We start from the raw sequence: 22637 nt of genomic DNA, 5'->3' as shown, positions 1-22637 counted from the left end.
AAACCCACTATATTATACGCTTACACCCTTGATATGACTGCGTTTCCTAATGTGATTTATGTCAAAAACCTTGACCTAATATATAAAGTTTATATTTTCTGAATTTTGATGGTTATTATTTTAATAAAACAAAATCCTTCACTCCATTTTTATTCTGCCTTCTCTCTAGCACACATATATATATAAAGATAGGTGGTGAACGCATGTCTAAAAAAATTCTCATTTTTTGTGATCCTGGAATCGACGATGCGATAGCCCTCCTCCTCGCATTCCTTATCGATGAAATTGAAATTGTTGGGATTGTCGCTGATTACGGCAATGTTCCAAAAGAAATGGCCGTACAAAATGCTCATTTTCTTAAACAAAAATCAAGAAATAGAGATATGAAAATATTTGGTGGTTCAGACCGTCCTCTCAATGGAGGTCCACCCGCTTTTTTTACTAATATTGACGGTAAAGAAGGGTTAGGGCCAATCATCCCAAATGAAAAGTTACAAAACGGGGAAATGGAGAATTTTTTTGAAGTTATCCCTCTTATCGAGCAGTATAAAGACGAACTAATCATTGTAAGTTTAGGGCGACTCACTTCCCTAGCTACTTTATTTATTTTATGTAAAAACTTAATGCAGCAAATTAAATCTTATTATGTAATGGGTGGTTCCTTTCTGCACCCAGGTAATGTAACTCCCGTATCAGAAGCGAATTTTTATGGCGATCCAATCGCGGCTAACATTGTATTACAATCTGCATCCAACATGTACATATACCCGTTAAATGTAACTCAGTATTCCATCGTTACACCTGATATGGCTGAATATATTGAGGCGAAAGGAAAGGCTTCTCTCGTCAAACCTCTATTCGATCATTACTACTATGGATATTACGAAAAAATTTTACCACAATTAAAAGGCTGCCCTTTTCATGACACGATACCGATATTAGCTTTACTTGATAATTCTATGTTTACCTACTACAAATCACCAATTACCGTCATGACCGAATCTTACGCTCAAGGAGCAAGCATCGGTGATTTCCGCTCTTTAGTAGGATCAAGCCCATTCACCAATCGGCCCTCGCAGCAAATTGCTATCGATTTTGATTATAATCTCTTCTTTAAATACTTCATGTCACTTATGACAGACGAACAATTTTAGCAAAAAAAAACAAACCGTGATTTCTCACGGTCTGTCGTTATTTTCTACAATTATCGTTTGATGTTGTAGAAAGATTTGATACCATCGTAAACAGCGATTTCGCCTAGTTCGTCTTCGATGCGTAGTAATTGGTTGTACTTAGCAATACGGTCAGTACGGCTCATAGAACCAGTTTTGATTTGGCCAGCGTTAGTTGCAACTGCGATGTCAGCGATTGTAGCATCTTCAGTTTCACCAGAACGGTGAGATACAACTGCTGTGTAACCAGCACGTTTAGCCATTTCGATAGCTTCGAAAGTCTCAGTTAAAGTACCGATTTGGTTAACTTTAATTAAGATTGAGTTAGAGATACCTTTTTCGATACCTTCAGCAAGTTTTTGCGTGTTAGTTACGAATAAGTCGTCACCAACTAATTGTACTTTATCACCGATACGCTCAGTTAATAATTTGTGACCATCCCAGTCGTTTTCGTCTAAACCATCTTCAATAGAGATGATTGGGAAGTCTTTGCAAAGCTCTTCGTAGAAATCAACCATTTCTGCAGAAGTTAAGCCAGTACGGCCTTCGCCTGCAAGGTCATATTTACCAGTTTCTTTGTTGTAGAACTCAGAAGAAGCAACGTCCATTCCTAAGAATACGTTCTCGCCAGCTTTGTAACCAGCTTTTTCGATAGCTTCGATGATTACTTCTAATGCTTCACGGTTAGAACCAAGGTTTGGAGCGAATCCACCTTCGTCACCTACTGCAGTGTTAAGACCTTTGTCATGTAATACAGCTTTAAGTGCATGGAATACTTCAGCACCCATACGGATTGATTCTTTGAATGTTGGAGCACCAACTGGTAAGATCATGAACTCTTGGAAGTCAACGTTGTTATCAGCGTGAGAACCACCGTTGATGATGTTCATCATTGGAGTTGGTAATTGTTTTGCATTGAATCCACCAAGGTAACGGTATAATGGAAGACCTACGAAGTCAGCTGCTGCGTGAGCTACTGCCATAGATACACCAAGGATAGCGTTAGCGCCTAGTTTACCTTTGTTTGGAGTGCCATCTAATTCGATCATAGCACGGTCGATACCAGCTTGGTCAGTTACGTCGAAACCAACGATTTCTGGAGCGATTGCTTCGTTAACGTTGTTTACTGCGTTAAGAACACCTTTACCAAGGTAACGAGATTTGTCACCGTCACGTAATTCTACTGCTTCGTGCTCACCAGTAGATGCACCACTTGGTACGATAGCGCGTCCGAATGCGCCGCTTTCTGTGTAAACTTCTACTTCTACAGTTGGGTTACCACGAGAGTCAAGGACTTCGCGAGCATAAACATCAATAATTGTTGACATAATAAATTCTCTCCTTTTTATATAAGCAAATTATTTAATAATTGTTTTACCTGTCATTTCTTTCGGTTGTTCCACATTTAAAAGTGTAAGCATTGTTGGGGCGATATCTCCTAAAATACCACCTTCACGAAGCTCTACATCATTTTTTGTAACGATGAAAGGAACCGGGTTAGTTGTATGAGCTGTCATTGGTCCACCTTCAGCAGTTAACTCCTGATCGGCATTACCATGGTCAGCAGTAATAAGTGCTACACCATCTTTTGCAAGAATCGCTTCTACAACTTTTCCTAAACATTCGTCAGTTGCTTCTACTGCTTTAATTGTTGGTTCCATCATCCCAGAATGGCCAACCATATCACAGTTTGCAAAGTTAAGAATGATAACATCATGTTTATCATTTTCGATGTCATTTACTAAAGCGTCCGTTACTTCATAAATGCTCATTTCAGGTTTCAAGTCATATGTTGCAACCTTCGGTGAGTTAATTAAAATACGCTCTTCTCCTGGGAATTCAGCCTCACGACCACCGCTAAAGAAGAATGTAACGTGCGGATACTTTTCAGTTTCCGCGATGCGAAGTTGCTTTAATCCCGCTTGCGCAACAACTTCACCTAATGTGTTATCAAGGTTCATTGGCTTGAATGCCACGTAACCATCTACAGTTTCACTGAAATGTGTCATACAAACGAACTCAGGAATGTGAGGTACTTTTTCACCACGATCGAACTCACGGAAGTCTTCGTTTGTAAATACACGAGCAATTTGAATTGCACGGTCTGGACGGAAGTTATAGAAGATAACTGCATCATCATTATTGATTGTTGCAACTGGCGTGTCATCTTCGTTAACAATTACAGACGGCAATACGAATTCATCATGAATACCATTTGCATAAGAGTCTTCTACACACTCTTCTGCTGATTTATAAGTAGGGCCTTCACCATTCACCATAGCACGGTAACATTTTTCTACGCGATCCCAGCGCTTGTCACGGTCCATGGAGTAATAACGACCAGAGATAGTCGCGAATTGTCCTACTCCTGTTTCTTTAATTACTTCATTTGTTGCATCGATATAACCTTTTGCTGTTTGTGGTCCAACATCGCGGCCATCTAAGAATGCATGGATATATACTTTCTCCACGCCTTCTTTTGCTGCTAAGCGAAGAAGAGCAAACATATGGTTCATGTGACTGTGCACACCACCATCAGAAAGTAAACCGAATAAATGAAGAGCAGTACCTTTTTCTTTCACGCTTTTAATTGCATTTTGGAAAGTTTCGTTCTGATCGAACTCACCTTCACGAATTGCAACGTTTACGCGTGTTAAGCTTTGATATACGATGCGGCCAGCACCGATATTTAAGTGACCAACCTCTGAGTTACCCATTTGACCTGCTGGAAGACCTACTTCCTCACCAGAAGCTGTAAGCGTTGTGTGAGGGAATTTGTTCCAGTAACCATCAAAATTAGGTTTCTTAGCTTGTGCTACAGCATTCCCGTAAGTTTCTTCACGTAGTCCGAAACCATCAAGAATGATTAAAGCTGTTGGCTTTCTCATTTTACCGCCCCCAGAAGACCTAAGAACGAAGCAGGCTCTAAGCTAGCACCGCCAACTAAAGCGCCGTCGATGTCAGATTGTGCCATATACTCTTTAATGTTTTCTGGTTTTACGCTACCGCCGTATTGAATACGAACAGCTTCTGCAGCTTCTGGAGAAACAGCTTCTGCAACAACTTTACGGATGTGCGCACATACTTCATTTGCATCTGCAGAAGAAGAAGATTTACCTGTACCGATAGCCCAGATTGGCTCATAAGCGATAACAGTTACTTTAACTTGCTCTTCTGTTAAACCTGCAAGTGCTTTTGTTACTTGACCTGCTACTAGATCAAATGTTTTTCCGCTTTCGCGCTCTTCTAAAGTCTCACCACAACAAACGATTGGTGTTAAACCATGTTCAAATGCTGCAAGAGTCTTTTTATTTACTGACTCGTCTGTTTCAGCAAACATTTCACGACGCTCAGAGTGGCCAAGTACTACGTAGCCTACTTTTAAGTCGCTAAGTGCTACTGGGCTAATTTCGCCAGTGAATGCACCATTTTTTTCGAAGTGCATGTTTTGTGCACCTACTTGTAAGTCAGTTCCTTCAGCCTTTGCTACTAAGCGCTCTAAGAATAGAGCTGGCGAACAAACTACTGCATCAACAGCTGAAGCTGCTGGGATTTGACCTTTAACTTCCTCTACGAAGCTAACTGCTTCAGCTAGAGTTTTATTCATTTTCCAGTTACCTGCGATAATTGGTTTACGCATGCTTTGCACCGTCCTTTTTCTTTGGCTGCTACTTATTTGTCGTTAAGACAAACTACACCTGGAAGTTCTTTACCTTCCATGAATTCTAATGACGCACCGCCGCCAGTAGAAATGTGGCTCATTTTATCAGCCATACCGAATTTTTCAACAGCTGCTGCAGAGTCACCACCGCCGATAACAGAGTATGTATCTTCTGCATCTGCTAATGCTTGTCCTACTGCTTTTGTACCTTCTGCGAATGGAGTCATTTCGAATACACCCATTGGTCCATTCCATACAACAAGCTTAGAATTTTTAATTACATCTGCATAAATTTCACGTGTTTTAGGACCGATGTCCACGCCTTCCCAAGTAGAAGGGATAGAGTCGATACCTACGATTTGAGTTGTTGCAGTTTCAGAGAATTCCTCTGTGATTACAACATCAACTGGCATGTAGAAGTTTACGCCTTTTTCTTTTGCAAGTTGCATAAATTCTTTAGCTAGTTCGATCTTGTCGTTTTCACATAGAGATAGACCAATTTCATGACCTAAAGCTTTAACAAATGTGTAAGCAAGTCCGCCACCGATGATTAAGTTATCTACTTTGTCTAATAGATGACGAATTACACCGATTTTATCTTTTACTTTCGCACCACCGATGATAGCTGTGAATGGACGTTCTGGGTTAGAAAGTGCTTTACCTAATACATCTAACTCTTTTTCCATTAATAAACCAGATACTGCTGGTAGGTAGTCTGCGATTCCTGCTGTAGAAGCGTGAGCACGGTGAGCTGCACCGAATGCATCGTTTACGAAGATATCAGCAAGAGCTGCAAATTCTTTCGCAAGTTCTGCATCGTTCTTTTCTTCGCCCGCATAGAAACGTACGTTTTCAAGAACTAATACGTCGCCTTCGTTCATTGCTGCAACCATTTCTTGTGCAACTGGTCCGAATGCTTCGTCCGCTTTTTTAACATCTTTACCAAGAAGCTCGCCTAAACGTGCTGCTACTGGAGTAAGACGTAATTCTTCTACTGCTTGACCTTTTGGACGGCCTAAATGACTTGCTAAAATTACTTTCGCACCTTGCTCTATTAAATATTGAATTGTAGGAAGAGCTGCACGGATACGAGTTTCATCTGTAATTTTGCCTTCTTTCATAGGTACGTTGAAATCAACGCGGCAAAATACACGCTTACCTTTTAAATCTACGTCACGAATTGATTTTTTGTTCATTGGATTTCCCTCCGACTACTAGTTAGGATTGACAAAACCCATTCAAAAGCTTAACACATTTGCTTCTAAAACGAAAGAAGAGAGAGAGGGAACAAACCCTCTCCCTCGTTTTGTCATTGATTGCTTATATACTTAAGAATTAAAGACCTTTAGAAGTCATGTATGCAGCTAGGTCTACTACGCGGTTAGAGTAACCAGTTTCGTTATCGTACCAAGAAAGTACTTTAACCATGTTACCTTCCATTACCATTGTAGATAATGCATCGATTGTAGAAGAAGCTGTACATCCGTTATAGTCGATAGATACTAATGGCTCTTCGCTGTATCCAAGGATACCTTTTAATTCGCCTTCAGAAGCTGCTTTGAATGCTGCGTTTACATCTTCAACTGTTACTTCTTTGTCAAGTTCAACAACTAAGTCAACAAGAGAAACGTTAGCAGTTGGAACACGTACAGCGCCGCCGTTTAATTTACCTTTAAGTTCTGGTAATACTAATGCTACAGCTTTAGCAGCACCAGTAGATGTTGGGATCATGTTTTCAGCTGCTGCACGAGCACGACGTAAATCTTTGTGTGGTAAGTCTAAGATTTGTTGGTCGTTAGTGTAAGAGTGAATTGTTGTCATCATTCCGCGTTTTACGCCGAATTTTTCGTTTAATACTTTAGCGAATGGAGCTAGACAGTTTGTAGTACAAGAAGCATTAGATACTACGTTGTGGTTAGCTGCATCGTATTGTTCGTGGTTAACACCCATAACTACAGTGATATCTTCGTCAGAAGCTGGAGCTGAGATGATAACTTTCTTAACTGATCCACCTAAGTGTTTCTCAGCGTCTGATTTTTTAGTGAAACGGCCAGTAGATTCTACTACTACTTCTACTCCGTAGTCGCTCCATGGTAATTGAGCTGGGTCACGCTCAGCGATAACTTTAATTTCTTTACCGTTAACAACGATGCTGTTTTCGTTAGCAGATACTTCTGCATTTAAAGTTCCGTGAACTGTATCATATTTTAAAAGGTGAGCTAATGTTTTAGCATCTGTTAAGTCGTTGATTGCTACTACTTCTACCTCAGAGTTGTTAAGAGCTGCGCGGAATACGTTACGTCCGATACGTCCAAATCCATTAATACCAATTTTAGTCATTTAAATTTCCTCCTTGGGGGATTATATTAAAGGGTAATACCCTTTGTTAATTGTTTTGCTGCACCTTCATCTGTAATTAGAATTGAAGTGTGCCCTTGCTTTATTACAGCCTGTATTGCTTTTGCTTTTGAAGAACCTCCAGCGACTGCGACAACGTGAGATACATGTTGTAAATCTTCAAGTTGCATACCAACTGTTCTTACTTTATGAACAACATTTCCTTGTTCATTAAAGTAGTAACCGAAAGCTTCGCCAACTGCTTCGCTTGCCTGAATCTTTAACCAATCTGCTTCTGAAGTATTTCTGCGACGTGCCATTGTTAACGCATCACCAATTCCATGAATGACGATATTGGAAGATCGAATCAACTCAAGAACTTCTTTCACGGAGGGCTCTGTTACAATAGACGCATATGCTTCGCTACTAACGTGATCTGGAACATACAATAAGCGATAATTACTCATCGTATTTTGTGCCATTTTGGCGCAAATGGTATTGGCTTCTAACTCGACACCTTCTCCAATTCCACCACGTGCTGGGACAAATAGCATATGTAAATCTTTGCAATCAAGTTGCATCATGTCCGCAGCAGCAGCTAGCGTACTTCCTCCAGCCACAGCAACGATATTATTCACTGTCAGACGGTCTTTTATACAAGTCACACAAGCACGGCCCATCTCCAGTTTGACCCAAGGTGATTCATCACTATCACCAGGGACAACGAAAACTTCATCCAAGTCTAATGTTTCCTTAAGTTGTTTTTCTAAAACCTTTAACCCGGAAATTTCTTTCATAAAGTCTTCCAAAGCAAGAACTAAAGCTGTTCCTTCTTCTGTCAAAGTCATTCCAGAAGAAGCGACGTGAACTAAGTTTTGTTCTTTCAAAACTTGAACTTCACTTCGCAATACTCGTTCTGTCATACCGAGACTTGCAGATAAGTTTCTTCTTCCAATCGGCTGCATAAGCCTAATGTACTGAAGCACTTGCATTCTCGTTTGCATAACAGGTAGCAGATCAGGTAATAATTTTTTTGTGTTCTGAATCCATGAGCGCATATCTTTTCTCCTCACTGCATCGGTTCATTTCCCTTCATGGTCAATTTATGTCCCGTAGTGACATTTTGCGTCCCACTTAGGTTAAAAAAATAATCCCTGCTACGTGTATTATTGTAACAGGAGACAGAAACTTATTCAACTCTTAACTGCATTCTTTATATAGTTTATTATGACACCTTTGTGAATGTTACCATATTCCACTTGTCTTCCGCCTATTTCTACAACAGGAATCATTAGATGGTATTTCTCTAAAAGGTCATTATCTTCATATATATCTATTTCCTCAATTTGAAAAGAATATTCATATTGTACTTCTTTTAAAACTTGTTTCGCCTTCACGCAAAGACCACAATCTTTTTTTGTATATAGTACAACCTTCATCTTCTTCACCTATCCAATTGTTTTTCTTAGAGATGAAGCAGGAATATGCATTTGTTCTCTATACTTCGCAACCGTTCTTCGAGAAATAACTATTTCATGCTCTTCTTCTAATAATTTTGAAATCTTTTGATCCGAAAGTGGCTTTTTCTTATTTTCTGCTCCAACAAGAGTTTGAATGAATTGTTTCACACGCTTTGTAGAAACCGCCTCATCTTCCGTCGTAGAAATAGAATTACTAAAGAACGATTTCATCTCAAATAAACCGTGCGGCGTTTGCACATATTTATTACGCGTTGCACGACTAATTGTAGACTCATGCACACCTAACTCTTCCGCCACCTCTTTTAAAGCAAGTGGTTTTAAATACTCTGGACCTCCCCAGAAGAAATCATGCTGTTTTTCCATAATAATATTCATCACTTGTAAGAGTGTTTGTTTTCTCTGTTTCAAACTGCGCATAATCCATTGCACATGCTGATACTTCTCCGATACGTAAGAAGCCACTTCACTTTCACTATTATTTAGTAACGCACTATACTCAGAGTGAATTTCAATTCTTGGCATATTTCTCTCATTCATCTGTAAAACAAGATGATCGCCATCTTTTTTTACCGCCATATCAGGCACGATATAAAGTGGTTTATCAGAAGAAAATGCAAGACCTGGTTTCGGCTGCAATGATGTAATACAGTTCACCGCATCCTGTAATTCCTCGTTGGTACACTTCAACACTTGAACGAGCTTTCGCCAATCTTTCTTAACGAAATAATTAAAATGATCATCTATAATTTCTTCCGCTAACCCATTCCTTCTTTGTAAGCGCTTCAATTGGATTGATAGACATTCCTGAATATTACGCGCACCTACCCCAGCTGGCTCTAACGATTGAACAAGCTCCACGGAACAGTCCACTACATCAATTGGCGCAGAAAGAAGCTCTGATAACTCTTCATTTGTTTCTTGTAAATAGCCATTTCCATCCATGTTCATAATAATGAAAGAAGCTGCTTTTCGCTCTTCTTCATCTATTTTATAATACTGTAGTTGATTTAATAAATGTTGCTGAATCGTTGTAGAATCCACACTGTAGATTTCCATTTGATTCTCGACTTGTTTGCGGGTACTTTTACTTGTGTTAGAGCTCTTTTTCTTCTCCCTCTCAAAACCACCTAACTCAATAAGGGGATTCTCTAACGATTGCTCATACAAAAACTCCGATAATTCTTGTACATTATACTGGAGCATTGTAATCGCTTGCCTTAACTCTTGTGTCATTGCCAAACGTAAGCTTTGTTCTTGTAAAAGACTTGCCTTCAAACTAATCTCCCCCTTGTTTCTATTGTACAATAAGTTTGGTAAAAGGAGAATCCTATCGCAGACACCCATTCCAAAATATTATTAATTTATATGTATTAATGAGATTTACATCTTACAACCGAAATTTGAATAATATTGAAAGAAAATAATAATGCGCAAAAGTTATTACCACATGCTAATAGTAAATCTTATAACCAGATATAACAAGAGAGAAATAAAAAAAGGTCCTAACTTACAAATGTAAGTTAGGACCTTTTGACGCGCCCAGAGGGATTCGAACCCCCGGCAGACGTGGTACCGGAAACCACCGCTCTATCCGACTGAGCTATGGGCGCATGAGATTATGATAATATCAACGATTTGCTTCCGTCTTCTTCCGATTTGTTCTTACCGAAAGTTAAACGTAGGATACGAACACCAACACGTAGACGTTCGCTTCTTTACATATGGATATTATATCCTGACGCTAACCTAATACGCAAGCATAAAAACCTCTTCTACACTAGCTTTAGCGCGCAGTTTTCCTTCTTTCGTTCCCCCTTAATCTACTTAAATCGAAATAGAACGCATATAGGCTCATAACTTCATCATATTAAATCTAATCGTCTAGAATTACATCTCTCGGCATCGCACTTTTCGCATATAGTCTATAAAAAAAAGACAGGCGAAGTGATGCCCGCCCATCTCCGCACTATTTTATATATTTTGATCGCAGGCTAAATATATCTTCCCCTTCACGAATGCCTGCCGATCCCTTCCTCACATTTTTTACGACAGTCCAATTCGGGTTAGTTTCATCACCTATGTTCTGTACTGTAAAGTTGCCGTCACCATATTCTCGGTGACCTTCTGCCAATTTCTCCGTTAAATCATTCTCTTTTGATCTCACCATCTTTGCGCCATCTCCCTTTTTATACAACCCTCTTAAACTGTCCAACCGATCACACGTCCAGTCAATTGGAGATCCTCGTTTTCCGCTTAGATTAATTTTAACACACTGTCGGGGGTAAGTTCCGATAACGGCTGCCCAATCGCATTAGAAACGTTATTTTCTTTGATAGTAGAAACTCGGCGAGGATTGGGTAAAAGACAATTCGCTGGGCTACGTCAGGACTTCGCGAGAGATCAACCCCCTGATTTAAAAATCACAAATACTATCTCTAAGGGACTCGGCTCAGCGGGGTGGCTTGGAGGGTTCGGAAAATTTTCGTTTGGGTTGGCCTGTGGTGAATAGCGTATTCATTTTGATGAATGACGAATACAACATAAATGACTTTTGTTACTTTCGACTTTCTCTTCTAAACGTTGTTTTAAAAGAATTCGCAAGACTTTCGATGAACAAAACAATTCGTAAATGTTTTATGTATTAAAAGAAACGTTGATTTAATAACGTTCTTCTTTCGTGAATGACTTCGATTGAACGAATAAGATAATGAAGATATTATTTTTTAAAACTGAACACATCCTTTTTTTACTATACAAGAAAATTTTATTTTAAATTGAAAATAACTACAAGAATAGAAATATATATATTTTATTGATGTGTTTTTTGTGAATAATTAGAAATTTAACCTCATGTAATTTTCAGTTACTTTTTAATCTTCAACAGGTAACATACCTACATCATGAATTACATATCATCCTCTTCCATCTTATAAAGCGCCACTATAACAAAAAATTCATTGACGCTTGAATCAAAGCTTCAACTTCAAAACCTAAATTTTCCAATCATAAATTCACCCCAACTCACAAATTATAATCTTTGAATTGATATTCCAAAGGGGGCTTCATTCAATGACTGTAATTACAAAATTAAAGCAAACTGTTTCTGGATTAAAAAGTGCACAAGCTAGCTTAGAGGGATTCGCTCTTGATACGGATAACCAACAAGCAAAGCAACTTTTCCAAACAGCTGCGCAGCAAACACAAACAATTATTGATTCTTTAAACCCACGTGTTGAAGAAGTCCAGCAAGAAGAACCACAATACACACAGCAATAACCAAAGGTGCCATTGTATCTAATGGTACACAATTTGAGAAAAAGGGTGATATGCAATCATCCTTTTTTCTCAAATTACATAATGCAATAGAAATGGAATGATTATAATGCGAAAACTCGGAATCATAACCGCGTTATTTATGCTCCTATTCGGTTCACTTACCGGATGTGATAATAGCCCGTTAGATAAAAAGGTAAAGAAAGAAGAAGCTAAACGAACGAAAGAAGACAAGGGCCCTAAGTTAACAAAAATGAGTACAGAATCCTTTAATCAATCTATATCGCAAGAAGCTAAGAAAAAGGCTCTCACTATAGAGGGAATTACAGAAGCTACCGCAGTTAATACAAATTTAGATCTTTACATAGCCGTTAAACCTGAACATCACGAAAGATTTGGTTTAAAGCCTTTAAGAAGTAAATTAAAAAAGAAGCTAAGTGATGAAAACCCTACTTTCGATATTCGTGTAAGTACAGACAAAAAGATCTTTATGCTCATAGAAGAACTTGAAAACAAAATTAAGAAAAAGAAAGTGAGTAAGGATGGCATTAAAGAACAGTTAAAACTCATTCAATCAGAAATGGGATCTAATATTTAAGCTTTCTAAAAGAGAAGGAAGGATTCAAATGTCTAGTAAAGATAAAAATTTAACACCTGTACAACAAGAATATAAAAAATTCGAACAACAGCGCGAGCCGAAGCGCCCCGTTTTAAAAAATTGTATAAAAGCTTTTTTCGTCGGGGGATTAATTTGTCTAATAGGCCAACTGATTTCCACCTTTTATATTACGTACTTTGATTTCACTGAAAGATCTGCCGGGAACCCTACCGTTGCAACTCTTATTTTTATTTCTATGCTACTGACGGGATTTGGCGTCTACGATCGCCTCGGACAATTTGCTGGTGCTGGTACCGCAGTTCCCGTTACTGGATTTGGTAACTCTGTTATTGCCGCGTGTATTGAACACCGTACAGAAGGATTCGTTCTCGGCGTTGGTGGTAACATGTTTAAACTAGCAGGATCGGTCATCTTATTTGGCGTATTTTCAGCTTTTGTCATCGCTCTTATTAAAACGATTCTCTTTCAATGGGGAGGGCTGTAAATGTTACAAGGACACCGAACATGGGTATTCGAAAACAAACCAGTTATCATCTCAACAGGTGTAGTCGGTGGCCCATTTGAGGCAAATGGAAAAATTCCTGAAGACTTCGATACCCTGCATGAAGATTTATGGCTCGGACAAGATTCTTACGAAAAGGCGCATAAAATTTTATTTGAAGAAGCTTGTAGCCGCGCTACCGAAAAGGCAAAGCTCCGTAAAGACGATATTCAATTCGTACTCGCAGGGGATTTAATTAACCAAATAACTCCAACGAGCTTTGCATGCCGCACACTCGGAACACCTTATCTCGGTTTATTCGGCGCCTGTTCTACCTCTATGGAAGGCTTAGCACTCGGCGCAAGTATCGTAAATGCAAAAGGTGCAAAGTATTTATTAACTGGGGCATCAAGTCATAACGCTGCGGTAGAAAAACAATTCCGCTATCCAACTGAATATGGTGGTCAAAAACCTCCTACGGCTCAGTGGACAGTGACCGGTGCAGGCGCGGCTATTTTAAGCGACACTGGATATGGTCCACAAGTAACATCGGCCACCATTGGACGAGTTATTGATATGGGACTAACAGATCCTTTTAATATGGGTGGTGCGATGGCCCCAGCTGCTGTCGATACGATTGAAGCTCATTTACGCGAACGACAAATTGACGCCTCTTATTACGACTTAATCGTAACAGGTGACCTTGGACATGTCGGTCGCGAAATCGCTTACGACCTACTACATAAACATGGAACAAAGGTAAAGAGCGAGCAATTTCAAGATTGCGGAATCATCATTTATAGAGAAGGTCAACCTGTCATAGCTGGTGGAAGTGGTCCAGGCTGTTCAGCAACAGTCGTATACGGACATTTATTAAACCGAATGAAAAGAGGAGAATTCAAGAAAATACTTGTCGTTGCGACAGGCGCTTTACTATCTCCACTTACATTCCAACAAGAAGAAACGATTCCGTGTATCGCTCACGCTGTTTCGATTGAATTTGGAGGTGCAACGCAATGATTTTTTTCTGGGCTTTCGTCATTGGTGGACTCATATGCGTAATCGGACAGCTTATGTTTGATGTCGGCAAACTAACCCCCGCTCATACGATGGCAACACTCGTTGTTGCTGGAGCTATATTAGATGGATTCAATCTGTATGAACCATTAATCGACTTTGCAGGCGCTGGGGCAACTGTACCTATTACAAGTTTCGGTAATGCCCTCGTTCATGGCGCGATGGAGGAAGCAGCCAAACATGGCATCGTCGGCGTTATTACCGGCATGTTTAAAGTAACGAGTGCTGGTGTATCAGCTGCCATTATTTTCGGCTTCATTGGAGCATTGCTATTCAAACCGAAAGGATAAGGTGTTCGTATGACAGTTATCGCTAGCGTTAAAACCTGCCTTGCCAGTGTAAGGGGCGCTCAAGCAAGTTTAAGCTCCCTTTCACTAAATTCACAGGACGCGGAATCAAAACGTGTATTTCATGAATGTATGTTAGAAATGGACAGCATCATCACCGATTTACAGAATAGAGTTTCAGTATTAGAACGTGAAGAACCTCAATATAAAGGGTTTTAAGTAGACTGGAGGAAATGACTATGTCTCACCTGCCGGAATGGACACTTGTCATTCTTCGCTCTGTATTCATATTAATTATTTTATTCGCTATTACGAAATGGTTAGGAAAAAGACAAATCTCTCAGCTCTCCTTTTTTGAATACATAGCCGGAATGACAATCGGTGACATCGCTGCCCAAGTATCTACAGGGCTTGATTCAAAATTTTTCCACGGCGTCTTTGCGATACTCATTTTCGCTGTGGTACCTTTTTTCACTGGAATCCTCTCTTTAAAGAACAAAACAGCTCGAGATTTTTTTGAAGGAAAATCTACCGTATTAATAAAAGATGGCAAAATACTTGAAGATAATTTAAAGAAAGAAAAGTATACAAGTGATGAATTACTTGAGCTTCTCAGAGGAAAAAATGCGTTCAGCGTAGCTGATGTTGAATTTGCTGTACTAGAACCGAGCGGTGAATTAAATGTATTATTAAAGAAAGATCGCCAACCACTTACAGCAAAAGATATCAGCTTAAAAGTGCCAAACGAAAAAGAACCGCAAACTGTTATTATGGATGGAAATGTATTAGATGAACCTCTTTCTGCTAGCGGGCATAATCGCGCTTGGTTACATTCTGAGCTAGAAAAACTCGGTGTTGTCATTGAAAATGTCTTTCTTGGTCAAGTTGATTCATACGGACAACTTACTATCGACATCTATAATGATAAACTCCAAATGCCTTCTCCTCAAAACAAGCCTTTACTATTGGCATCCTTAAAGAAATGCAATGCAGATCTTGAATTATTCTCTTTAGAAACGAAATCAAAATCAGCGAGTGATATGTACAGTAAAAACGCAAAACAAATCGAGAAAATCTTAAATAAAGTAACCTATCTGTTAAAAGAATAAAAAATGAAAGAACGCTTCTATACAAAAGGCGTTCTTTTGCCTTTCCCACACCATTAATCACGTTTAAATTTATGTAATTCGGTTATGATGTTGAAGATACATAAGCAGGTAATTTTAAAAACATAGCGAATAAATCATGATACAACTACATATTTTTTGATTTAAAGTGGTTTCGTTTGACCTTCATTGACCATAATTGTATTATAAGACTAAGAAAGCTTTTAAAGGAGGAAATAACAGATGAATTTAATTCCTACAGTAATTGAACAAACAAATCGTGGAGAACGCGCTTACGATATTTACTCTCGACTATTAAAGGATCGCATCATTATGCTTGGTAGCGCAATTGATGACAATGTAGCAAACTCAATCGTTTCCCAGCTTTTATTCTTGGAATCTCAAGATCCAGAAAAAGATATTCACATTTACATCAACAGCCCTGGTGGTTCTATCACAGCTGGTATGGCAATTTACGATACAATGCAGTTTATTAAACCACAAGTATCAACAATCTGTATCGGTATGGCTGCATCTATGGGTGCATTCTTACTTGCAGCAGGTGAAAAAGGAAAACGTTACGCACTTCCAAACAGTGAAGTTATGATTCACCAACCACTTGGCGGAGCACAAGGTCAAGCGACTGAAATCGAAATCGCTGCAAAACGTATCCTATTCTTACGTGAAAAATTAAACCAAATTCTTGCTGACCGCACAGGTCAACCACTTGAAGTTCTACAACGCGACACAGACCGCGACAACTTCATGACAGCAGAAAGAGCTCTAGAATACGGCTTAATCGATAAGATCTTTACAAATCGTTAAGACACTTAAAAGCGGAGGCGGCTCGTTTAGAACAGGAGGAAGTTGGAACCCCTGATTCCGAGGCGCCTTTTGCCTCGAATGAAGGGGTGAAACGACCGACTGTTCTAGCCGCCGGAGCTGGATAGAATTAAAAGCGGAAGTGGCTCGTTCAGAATCGCAGGGCGTTGGAGCTTTTACATCCGAGGCGCTTTTTGCCTCGAATGTAAAAGCGAAACGACCGGAGATTCTAGCCGCTGGAGCTGGATACAACTAAAAGCGGAAGCGCCCGTCAACAGGGCGCTTTTTTTATTATGTACAAGGGTATCACATACCTCACCTAGTATCTAATCCAATATATCGGCGTTTCGACACAACTTATCGACTTACCGACCATTCCCGACAAGCGCGAACCAGCTATATACCCACCGATCATTCGTTATCACACCAACCACGCACCCCACAAACAGAAAAATAAAAAAAGCTATCGCACATTCGCGATAACCCTTTATTGTACATATGCAGTTAATGCTTCCAAAGCCTCTTCTGCATCTGAACCTTCTGTTGTGATTGTAATCATGCTACCAGTTCCGATTGCTAAGCTCATAATCCCCATTATGCTCTTTGCATTCACTGTCTTTCCATCTTTCTCGATGAAGATATCCGCATGAAAGCGATTTGCCTCTTGTACAAACAACGCAGCCGGACGTGCTTGTAATCCGTTTTTTAATGCCACTTTAACCAGTTTTTGAACCACAGCTCCATTTCCCCTTTAACCTTTTATTTTTTTGCTACTGTTTCCCCCGCGCGTAATTTCTCTGCAATTTCATCGATTTTACGCAAACGATGATTAATACCCGATTTACTAATTTTCCCCCCGGATACCATCTCACCTAACTCTTTCAATGTTACATCTTGATAATCTCTTCGTAACTGTGCAATTTCTCTTAATTTATCTGGCAAAATATCAAGCCCAACCGTCTCATCAATATAGCGGATGTTCTCAATTTGCCTTAGCGCTGCACCAATTGTTTTATTTAAATTAGCTGTTTCACAGTTAACTAAACGATTTACTGAATTACGCATATCGCGAACAATTCGAATATCTTCAAATCTTAAAAGTGCATTATGAGCACCTATAATATTTAAAAACTCTGTAATTTTTTCAGCTTCTTTCAAATACGTAATGTACCCTTTTCTTCTTTCCAACGTCTTACTATTTAAATCAAATCCGTTCATCAGTTCACATATAGAATCATTATGTTCCTTATATAACGAAAATATCTCTAAATGATAAGATGATGTTTCTGGGTTATTTACTGAACCACCTGCTAAAAATGCACCGCGTAAATACGATCGTTTACAACATTTCTTCTCGATTAATTCCTGCGATATATTTCGAATAAACGAAAAGTCATCTCGAACAATGTGAAGATCTGCTAATATTTCGCGAGACTTCTCAACAAGCCGCACGATATATACATTATTTTTCTTCAATCGCATTTTTTTACGAACAAGTAATTCTACCGTCACATCATATCCTTTTTTCAAAAGCGTATAAATCCTTCTTGCAATTGCTGCATTTTCCGTTTGAATATCGATAGATAGGCGACGGTTTGAAAAAGAAAGCGATCCGTTCATTCGAAGCAACGCCGATAATTCTGATTTCTCGCAGCATTCCTTCATTTCAAGGTTGGTCAACTCTTTCTTTGTTTCTGATGCAAATGACACAGTCAACACCTCCTTATACTATTACTTTGGAACAAAAATCTTGTCCTATATGAATGAGGAGCGTTACCTCAAATGAGGCAACGCACATTTATAACAATGAATATAAAATAGAAGCTAACTTTAATGTATCATGTCTTACAACACGATCATCATATTTCGCTAATCGATCTTGAATGATTTCGATATTATGTTCAGCAAAACGATTTGTATCCAGTGCAACTGGTTCCGACATCTCTTCCTCATATAACTTACGTAATTCACGAGGAATATCACGATTATTTACAATCGCAGTATCGATAAATGGTTTACCTAAATGATCATGTAACGCCTGCACATGATCAAACGCAGTATAACCCTTCGTTTCGCCCGCTTGCGTCATAACATTACATACATATACCTTCTTCGCTTTTGCAGCAAGAACAGCGTCTCCAATTTTGTTAACAACTAAATTTGGTAATATACTTGTGTACAGACTTCCTGGACCGAAAACAAGCAAATCAGCTCGTTTAATTTCCGTCAACGTTTCACATAACGGTTCTACATCTTCTGGAGTTAAAAAGACACGATTAATCTTCTTCCCGAAATGAGGAATCTTTGATTCACCTGTTACAATTTCTCCATCTTCTAATTCTGCATGAAGTACCGCACTTTGATTCGCTGCTGGTAATACACGTCCTCTGACATTTAATACTTTACTCGTTTCCGTAATCGCGTGGTAAAAGTCTCCTGTAATCGAAGTCATACCTGCCAATAGTAAATTTCCTAACGCATGCCCTTTCAGTCCGTCTCCAGTTGTAAAACGGTGCTGAAATAAAGCCTCCACTAATGGTTCTACATCCGATAACGCAACAAGTACGTTACGAATATCACCTGGAGGTGGAATTTCTAGCTCATCACGTAGTCTACCTGAACTGCCTCCATCGTCGGCTACTGTTACAACTGCTGTAATATCAACAGGATATTGTTTTAATCCCCTTAATAAAACAGAAAGTCCAGTTCCACCTCCCATGATAACAATTTTAGGTTTTCTCTCTTTTTTCATCCCTTAATGGCCCTTTCTCTTCTCTACATCACGATGAGATACATGAACGCTATACTCTGGTTTCAAATGTTTCCCAAGGTACTCTGTAAGCGTAACAGAACGATGTTGCCCACCTGTACATCCAATCGCAATTACAAGTTGACTCTTACCTTCTCTTTTATAATGAGGCAGCATGAAAGTGATAAGATCCGTCAATTTCTCTAAAAACTTATGTGTTTCATTAAATTTCAACACATACGACGAAACTTCTTCATCCAGTCCTGTTAATGGCTTCATATGTGGAATATAATATGGATTTGGTAAAAAACGAACATCAAATACTAAATCAGCATCAATTGGAATTCCGTACTTAAATCCAAATGACATAACATTTACACGAAATGCTTGCTCAGTTTCTGTTGAGAATAAGTGAACAATTTTTTCTCGTAATTCTTTCGGTTTCAAATCAGATGTATCAAGCACAATATTCGCTCGTGCCTTCATATCAGTTAAGAGACCACGCTCAGCTTCAATTCCCTTTAACGGCAAGCCAGTTGGCGCAAGTGGATGTGAACGTCTCGTTTCTTTATAACGAGTTACAAGTGTGCTATCTTTCGCATCTAAAAATAAAATATGAGGAATAATCCATGTACGTTCTGATAAATCATCAAGCGCTCCCCATAAATATTCAAAAAACTCTCGGCCACGTAAATCAATACCGAGTGCCACTTTATTCATTTTACCTTTTGAATCTGCCATAAGTTCAATAAACTTCGGCAATAACATCGGTGGTAAATTATCTACACAAAAATATCCTAAATCTTCGAAACTTTGTAACGCTACCGTCTTTCCAGCTCCAGACATCCCTGTAATAATTACCATTTTTATATCATTATTCTCTGTCATCGTATCCTCTCCTTGCAGGTTTAACTCGGATCTAATCGATATGAAAGCAACTCAAAATCTGGGGTATATACAAATGTACCGTAGATTATACCATTCCCTTTAATTAAATAATCAATAATGTGATAATCTCCTGGTGCCATTGCTAAATCATCAATTTTATCAAATGTATGCCAACCAATGATGCCTTCTTCGCTCTCTAATTTGTTTTCTCCTGCAAAATCTGTTGCTAAAAAGGAGAACATCATCCATTCAGAAACAACTTTATCACCTTCTTGGATGACAAAAGTGAAGACCCCTTTTAATGCTGGATTCTTTAAATAAATACCTGTTTCTTCACGATACTCGCGAACAACGGTATCTCTTACTGTCTCACCACGCTCCATTTTCCCGCCCGGTGCAACCCACCAATTCCGGCGAGGTTTTTGGAGTAAGAGTACTTCATTATCTCTAATTAACACACAGTTTGTCACTCTTTGCATGTTTCTTCACCTCAGCTACTTGCAGCAAAATTTCTCACTGCATACTCATTTCATTATACTATCAAAAACAGTTTGCTACAACGAAGGTGCCAGTCCCCTTTCGCTAAGCAATTGTAAAAATTCTTTCTGTAACAAGCAATCAAAATACCTTACTTCCCATGAATAGCACATAAAAATCCCCTTAACGATTTTTATCGTTAAGGGGATTAAAACACTTATTTCTTACCGAAATAAGTAACAACCGCAAATCCTAAAATAAAAGTAATAATTGAACTTACAATTGAAATTCCACCAGTCGGAATGCCAGGGAACACAATGACAATTGACCCGATAACGAGCCCAATAATTGCCGCAAATGTCATACTTTTATAACGATCTAACAAATAACTAATTCCTTTACTACTTACAACAAATCCGGCCATCACGCCGGCACCGATAACCACGATTAACGGTAAATTGAGTGTAGTTAAAGCGTTAATTGCTGTTGGATACACACCAATAATTAATAAAATAAACGATCCACTAATTCCAGGAAGAAGCATAGCCATACTAGCCATCCATCCTGCGAAAAATAAACCAATTGCATTTAAAATTGTTAACGTCGTAATCGGATCAGCTGCCTGATCTGGTTTAAAGAATGCTGTTATTGCAACAAGAATTGCTGCAATTATTAATAAGACAATATGACTACCTTTAAACGTTGCCTTTGCATCAGCTTCTCTCATTAACATCGGTAATATACTAATAATTAAACCGAGAAAGAAAAATTGAGTCGGTTCATAATGATTTGCTAATAAATATTTAATAACGTGACTTAACGTTAGAAAAGCTGCCGCTACACCAGCTGCAAGTGGGATTAAAAACGCTAAATGTTTTTTCCATTCACGACTAAAGAATCCGCTAATTGCTGCAAGCAATTGTTCATAAATCCCCAACACAACAGCGATTGTTCCGCCGCTCACACCAGGAATTAAATCACTAACGCCCATACAAAATCCACGATATATATTACGCCATTCCATACTGAATAAATTCCTCATTTCTTATAGTAATTTTTCCCGTAAATTCTAGTATAACAATAAGAATCATTATATTCTTAATTGTTTTTGACAATAGTTTGACATTTGGACAAAAAAAGAAAGCCACCTATCGGTAGCTTTCTTCTCAAAAGGAAAAATAACCTTATTTTTCTGTTACAGTCTTTAGTTCCTCTACTAACTCTTCTATATAATGCTGTGCACTCTGCGCTGCAATACTACCATCGCCTGTTGCCGTTACAATTTGACGAAGCATTTTTTCACGAACATCACCAGCTGCGAAAATACCAGGAACTTTCGTTTCCATACGCTCGTTCGTTTCAACATAACCATTTTCATTTGTAATACCTAGCTCAACAAACGGTTTTGATAATGGTAACATACCGATGTATATGAAAACGCCGTCAGTTTTAACTTCTTGTTCTTCTCCGCTGTTTACATCTACAAGTGTTACGCTTCCTACTTTACCATTTGCATCGTTAATTTCTTTTATAGTGTGATTCCAAATGAAATCTACTTTCTCATTTTGGAAAGCACGATCTTGTAAAATTTTCTGTGCACGAAGAGTGTCACGACGGTGAACGATCGTTACTTTTGATGCGAAGCGTGTTAAGAACACACCCTCTTCAACAGCAGAATCTCCGCCGCCAATAACAACAAGTTCTTTCCCTTTAAAGAATGCACCATCACATACTGCACAATATGATACACCGCGGCCGCCAAGTTCTGTTTCACCTGGCACACCAATTTTTTTATACTCTGCACCGCTTGCAACGATAATTGCACGTGCTTTATATTCTTTTTTACCAGCAATAATTGTTTTGTACTCTTTACCATCGATGATTGCTTTCACATCACCGTATGCATATTCAGCACCAAATTTCTTCGCATGCTCAAACATTTTATTTGATAAGTCTGGTCCTAAAATAGACTCATAACCTGGATAGTTCTCTACATCTTCTGTATTTGCCATTTGTCCACCTGGAATACCACGCTCAAGCATCAGTGTGCTTAAATTCGCACGAGATGTATATACCGCAGCTGTCATACCAGCTGGCCCTGCACCAATAATAATGACATCATAAATTTTTTCTTCTGACACACTATTCACTCCCATTCATTCATACACATTAAGTTACCCTCATTATACTGTTAGCATCATTTTTTT

At 38.8% G+C, this 22637-nt stretch carries 25 protein-coding genes and 1 tRNA gene; 9 read left to right on the top strand and 17 right to left on the bottom strand.

The features are described from left to right. Window positions 1-203 precede the first annotated feature (203 nt). Window positions 204-1154 carry a nucleoside hydrolase gene (locus tag MR066_RS15710; protein WP_242247662.1) on the top strand — a complete coding sequence of 317 codons (951 nt, stop codon included), beginning with the start codon at window positions 204-206 and terminating at the stop codon, window positions 1152-1154. A gap of 50 nt (window positions 1155-1204) precedes the next feature. Here MR066_RS15710 and eno read toward each other — a convergent pair whose 3' ends face one another. The 10 genes from eno to MR066_RS15660 form a co-directional block, all read right to left on the bottom strand. Beyond that, window positions 1205-2500 carry a phosphopyruvate hydratase gene (gene eno, locus MR066_RS15705; RefSeq protein ID WP_000103948.1) on the bottom strand — a complete coding sequence of 432 codons (1296 nt, stop codon included), beginning with the start codon at window positions 2498-2500 and terminating at the stop codon, window positions 1205-1207. Between the two features lie 30 nt (window positions 2501-2530). Then, window positions 2531-4060, bottom strand: coding sequence for a 2,3-bisphosphoglycerate-independent phosphoglycerate mutase (gene gpmI / locus MR066_RS15700; RefSeq protein ID WP_002129880.1), 1530 nt, complete (start codon window positions 4058-4060; stop codon window positions 2531-2533). Then, entirely contained in the window at window positions 4057-4812 is a 756-nt protein-coding gene (tpiA, locus tag MR066_RS15695; RefSeq protein ID WP_002159914.1) for a triose-phosphate isomerase, read from the bottom strand. Before tpiA ends, gpmI begins: the two co-directional genes overlap by 4 nt. Window positions 4813-4844: 32 nt before the next feature. Continuing rightward, a complete protein-coding gene (locus MR066_RS15690; protein ID WP_002016070.1) occupies window positions 4845-6029 on the bottom strand; it encodes a phosphoglycerate kinase in 1185 nt (394 codons plus the stop codon). 139 nt (window positions 6030-6168) lie between these two features. Further along, window positions 6169-7173 (bottom strand): type I glyceraldehyde-3-phosphate dehydrogenase, encoded by a 1005-nt coding sequence (gap, locus tag MR066_RS15685; RefSeq protein ID WP_002016071.1) that lies wholly within the window; start codon window positions 7171-7173, stop codon window positions 6169-6171. 26 nt (window positions 7174-7199) lie between these two features. Then, window positions 7200-8228 (bottom strand): gapA transcriptional regulator CggR, encoded by a 1029-nt coding sequence (cggR, locus tag MR066_RS15680; protein WP_061673724.1) that lies wholly within the window; start codon window positions 8226-8228, stop codon window positions 7200-7202. A 135-nt stretch (window positions 8229-8363) separates the two neighbouring features. Next, on the bottom strand, window positions 8364-8609 hold the full coding sequence (locus MR066_RS15675) for a glutaredoxin family protein (RefSeq protein WP_002143722.1): 246 nt from the start codon (window positions 8607-8609) through the stop codon (window positions 8364-8366). Window positions 8610-8618: 9 nt separating this feature from the next. Continuing rightward, complete coding sequence (gene rpoN / locus MR066_RS15670; protein WP_002016074.1) at window positions 8619-9926, bottom strand: RNA polymerase factor sigma-54; 1308 nt, start codon at window positions 9924-9926, stop codon at window positions 8619-8621. Window positions 9927-10185: 259 nt separating this feature from the next. Then, window positions 10186-10261, bottom strand: a tRNA-Arg gene (locus MR066_RS15665). A 356-nt stretch (window positions 10262-10617) separates the two neighbouring features. After that, window positions 10618-10818, bottom strand: a complete 201-nt coding sequence (locus tag MR066_RS15660; protein WP_002129884.1) for a hypothetical protein — start codon at window positions 10816-10818, stop codon at window positions 10618-10620. A 902-nt stretch (window positions 10819-11720) separates the two neighbouring features. On the opposite strand from MR066_RS15660, the gene MR066_RS15655 reads away from it, so the two are divergent. The 8 genes from MR066_RS15655 (at window position 11721) to clpP (ending at window position 16319) form a co-directional block, all read left to right on the top strand. Beyond that, complete coding sequence (locus MR066_RS15655) at window positions 11721-11927, top strand: DUF1657 domain-containing protein (protein WP_000216167.1); 207 nt, start codon at window positions 11721-11723, stop codon at window positions 11925-11927. A 106-nt stretch (window positions 11928-12033) separates the two neighbouring features. After that, window positions 12034-12522, top strand: coding sequence for a YhcN/YlaJ family sporulation lipoprotein (locus tag MR066_RS15650; protein WP_040963136.1), 489 nt, complete (start codon window positions 12034-12036; stop codon window positions 12520-12522). 28 nt (window positions 12523-12550) lie between these two features. Then, window positions 12551-13027: a stage V sporulation protein AC gene (gene spoVAC, locus MR066_RS15645; protein WP_002034730.1), complete on the top strand. Its 477-nt coding sequence runs from the start codon at window positions 12551-12553 to the stop codon at window positions 13025-13027. Beyond that, entirely contained in the window at window positions 13028-14044 is a 1017-nt protein-coding gene (gene spoVAD, locus MR066_RS15640) for a stage V sporulation protein AD (RefSeq protein ID WP_000938981.1), read from the top strand. Then, window positions 14041-14391, top strand: a complete 351-nt coding sequence (gene spoVAE / locus MR066_RS15635) for a stage V sporulation protein AE (protein ID WP_000575919.1) — start codon at window positions 14041-14043, stop codon at window positions 14389-14391. The genes spoVAD and spoVAE overlap by 4 nt, the downstream gene beginning before the upstream one ends. A gap of 9 nt (window positions 14392-14400) precedes the next feature. Beyond that, complete coding sequence (locus MR066_RS15630; protein WP_002034728.1) at window positions 14401-14607, top strand: DUF1657 domain-containing protein; 207 nt, start codon at window positions 14401-14403, stop codon at window positions 14605-14607. A 20-nt stretch (window positions 14608-14627) separates the two neighbouring features. Then, window positions 14628-15497 (top strand): DUF421 domain-containing protein, encoded by an 870-nt coding sequence (locus MR066_RS15625; protein WP_002016080.1) that lies wholly within the window; start codon window positions 14628-14630, stop codon window positions 15495-15497. 240 nt (window positions 15498-15737) lie between these two features. Further along, window positions 15738-16319, top strand: coding sequence for an ATP-dependent Clp endopeptidase proteolytic subunit ClpP (gene clpP, locus MR066_RS15620; RefSeq protein ID WP_001049163.1), 582 nt, complete (start codon window positions 15738-15740; stop codon window positions 16317-16319). A gap of 484 nt (window positions 16320-16803) precedes the next feature. On the opposite strand, the gene MR066_RS15615 is transcribed toward clpP, so the two are convergent. The 7 genes from MR066_RS15615 to trxB form a co-directional block, all read right to left on the bottom strand. Then, window positions 16804-17052: an HPr family phosphocarrier protein gene (locus MR066_RS15615; RefSeq protein ID WP_002016081.1), complete on the bottom strand. Its 249-nt coding sequence runs from the start codon at window positions 17050-17052 to the stop codon at window positions 16804-16806. A 23-nt stretch (window positions 17053-17075) separates the two neighbouring features. Then, complete coding sequence (whiA, locus tag MR066_RS15610; protein WP_002016082.1) at window positions 17076-18026, bottom strand: DNA-binding protein WhiA; 951 nt, start codon at window positions 18024-18026, stop codon at window positions 17076-17078. An 88-nt stretch (window positions 18027-18114) separates the two neighbouring features. Further along, on the bottom strand, window positions 18115-19068 hold the full coding sequence (locus tag MR066_RS15605; RefSeq protein ID WP_002016083.1) for a gluconeogenesis factor YvcK family protein: 954 nt from the start codon (window positions 19066-19068) through the stop codon (window positions 18115-18117). Between the two features lie 3 nt (window positions 19069-19071). Beyond that, the gene (rapZ, locus tag MR066_RS15600; protein WP_002016084.1) at window positions 19072-19953 is read right to left on the bottom strand and encodes an RNase adapter RapZ; all 882 of its coding nucleotides are present in this window, start codon (window positions 19951-19953) and stop codon (window positions 19072-19074) included. Window positions 19954-19973: 20 nt separating this feature from the next. Continuing rightward, the gene (locus tag MR066_RS15595) at window positions 19974-20432 is read right to left on the bottom strand and encodes an NUDIX hydrolase (RefSeq protein ID WP_002124062.1); all 459 of its coding nucleotides are present in this window, start codon (window positions 20430-20432) and stop codon (window positions 19974-19976) included. Between the two features lie 215 nt (window positions 20433-20647). Beyond that, entirely contained in the window at window positions 20648-21454 is an 807-nt protein-coding gene (locus MR066_RS15590) for a DUF368 domain-containing protein (RefSeq protein ID WP_061673727.1), read from the bottom strand. Between the two features lie 160 nt (window positions 21455-21614). Beyond that, entirely contained in the window at window positions 21615-22571 is a 957-nt protein-coding gene (gene trxB, locus MR066_RS15585; RefSeq protein ID WP_002089563.1) for a thioredoxin-disulfide reductase, read from the bottom strand. Between the last annotated feature and the right edge of the window lie 66 nt (window positions 22572-22637).

This window comes from Bacillus cereus group sp. BfR-BA-01523, assembly GCF_022662615.1.
Taxonomy (GTDB): Bacteria; Bacillota; Bacilli; order Bacillales; family Bacillaceae_G; genus Bacillus_A; species Bacillus_A mycoides.
Note: the sequence above shows the minus strand (reverse complement) of the source record. Positions and strands in the feature narration are given on the sequence as shown.

Excerpts from the sequence above, each read along its gene's own strand:
- MR066_RS15710 (WP_242247662.1), top strand. The coding sequence starts at position 204 with ATGTCTAAAAAAATTCTCATTTTTTGTGATCCTGGAATCGACGATGCG.
- eno (WP_000103948.1), bottom strand. The coding sequence starts at position 2,500 with ATGTCAACAATTATTGATGTTTATGCTCGCGAAGTCCTTGACTCTCGT.
- gpmI (WP_002129880.1), bottom strand. The coding sequence starts at position 4,060 with ATGAGAAAGCCAACAGCTTTAATCATTCTTGATGGTTTCGGACTACGT.
- tpiA (WP_002159914.1), bottom strand. The coding sequence starts at position 4,812 with ATGCGTAAACCAATTATCGCAGGTAACTGGAAAATGAATAAAACTCTA.
- MR066_RS15690 (WP_002016070.1), bottom strand. The coding sequence starts at position 6,029 with ATGAACAAAAAATCAATTCGTGACGTAGATTTAAAAGGTAAGCGTGTA.
- gap (WP_002016071.1), bottom strand. The coding sequence starts at position 7,173 with ATGACTAAAATTGGTATTAATGGATTTGGACGTATCGGACGTAACGTA.
- cggR (WP_061673724.1), bottom strand. The coding sequence starts at position 8,228 with ATGCGCTCATGGATTCAGAACACAAAAAAATTATTACCTGATCTGCTA.
- MR066_RS15675 (WP_002143722.1), bottom strand. The coding sequence starts at position 8,609 with ATGAAGGTTGTACTATATACAAAAAAAGATTGTGGTCTTTGCGTGAAG.
- MR066_RS15660 (WP_002129884.1), bottom strand. The coding sequence starts at position 10,818 with ATGGTGAGATCAAAAGAGAATGATTTAACGGAGAAATTGGCAGAAGGT.
- MR066_RS15655 (WP_000216167.1), top strand. The coding sequence starts at position 11,721 with ATGACTGTAATTACAAAATTAAAGCAAACTGTTTCTGGATTAAAAAGT.
- MR066_RS15650 (WP_040963136.1), top strand. The coding sequence starts at position 12,034 with ATGCGAAAACTCGGAATCATAACCGCGTTATTTATGCTCCTATTCGGT.
- spoVAC (WP_002034730.1), top strand. The coding sequence starts at position 12,551 with ATGTCTAGTAAAGATAAAAATTTAACACCTGTACAACAAGAATATAAA.
- spoVAD (WP_000938981.1), top strand. The coding sequence starts at position 13,028 with ATGTTACAAGGACACCGAACATGGGTATTCGAAAACAAACCAGTTATC.
- spoVAE (WP_000575919.1), top strand. The coding sequence starts at position 14,041 with ATGATTTTTTTCTGGGCTTTCGTCATTGGTGGACTCATATGCGTAATC.
- MR066_RS15630 (WP_002034728.1), top strand. The coding sequence starts at position 14,401 with ATGACAGTTATCGCTAGCGTTAAAACCTGCCTTGCCAGTGTAAGGGGC.
- MR066_RS15625 (WP_002016080.1), top strand. The coding sequence starts at position 14,628 with ATGTCTCACCTGCCGGAATGGACACTTGTCATTCTTCGCTCTGTATTC.
- clpP (WP_001049163.1), top strand. The coding sequence starts at position 15,738 with ATGAATTTAATTCCTACAGTAATTGAACAAACAAATCGTGGAGAACGC.
- MR066_RS15605 (WP_002016083.1), bottom strand. The coding sequence starts at position 19,068 with ATGAAAAAAGAGAGAAAACCTAAAATTGTTATCATGGGAGGTGGAACT.
- rapZ (WP_002016084.1), bottom strand. The coding sequence starts at position 19,953 with ATGACAGAGAATAATGATATAAAAATGGTAATTATTACAGGGATGTCT.
- MR066_RS15595 (WP_002124062.1), bottom strand. The coding sequence starts at position 20,432 with ATGCAAAGAGTGACAAACTGTGTGTTAATTAGAGATAATGAAGTACTC.
- MR066_RS15590 (WP_061673727.1), bottom strand. The coding sequence starts at position 21,454 with ATGGAATGGCGTAATATATATCGTGGATTTTGTATGGGCGTTAGTGAT.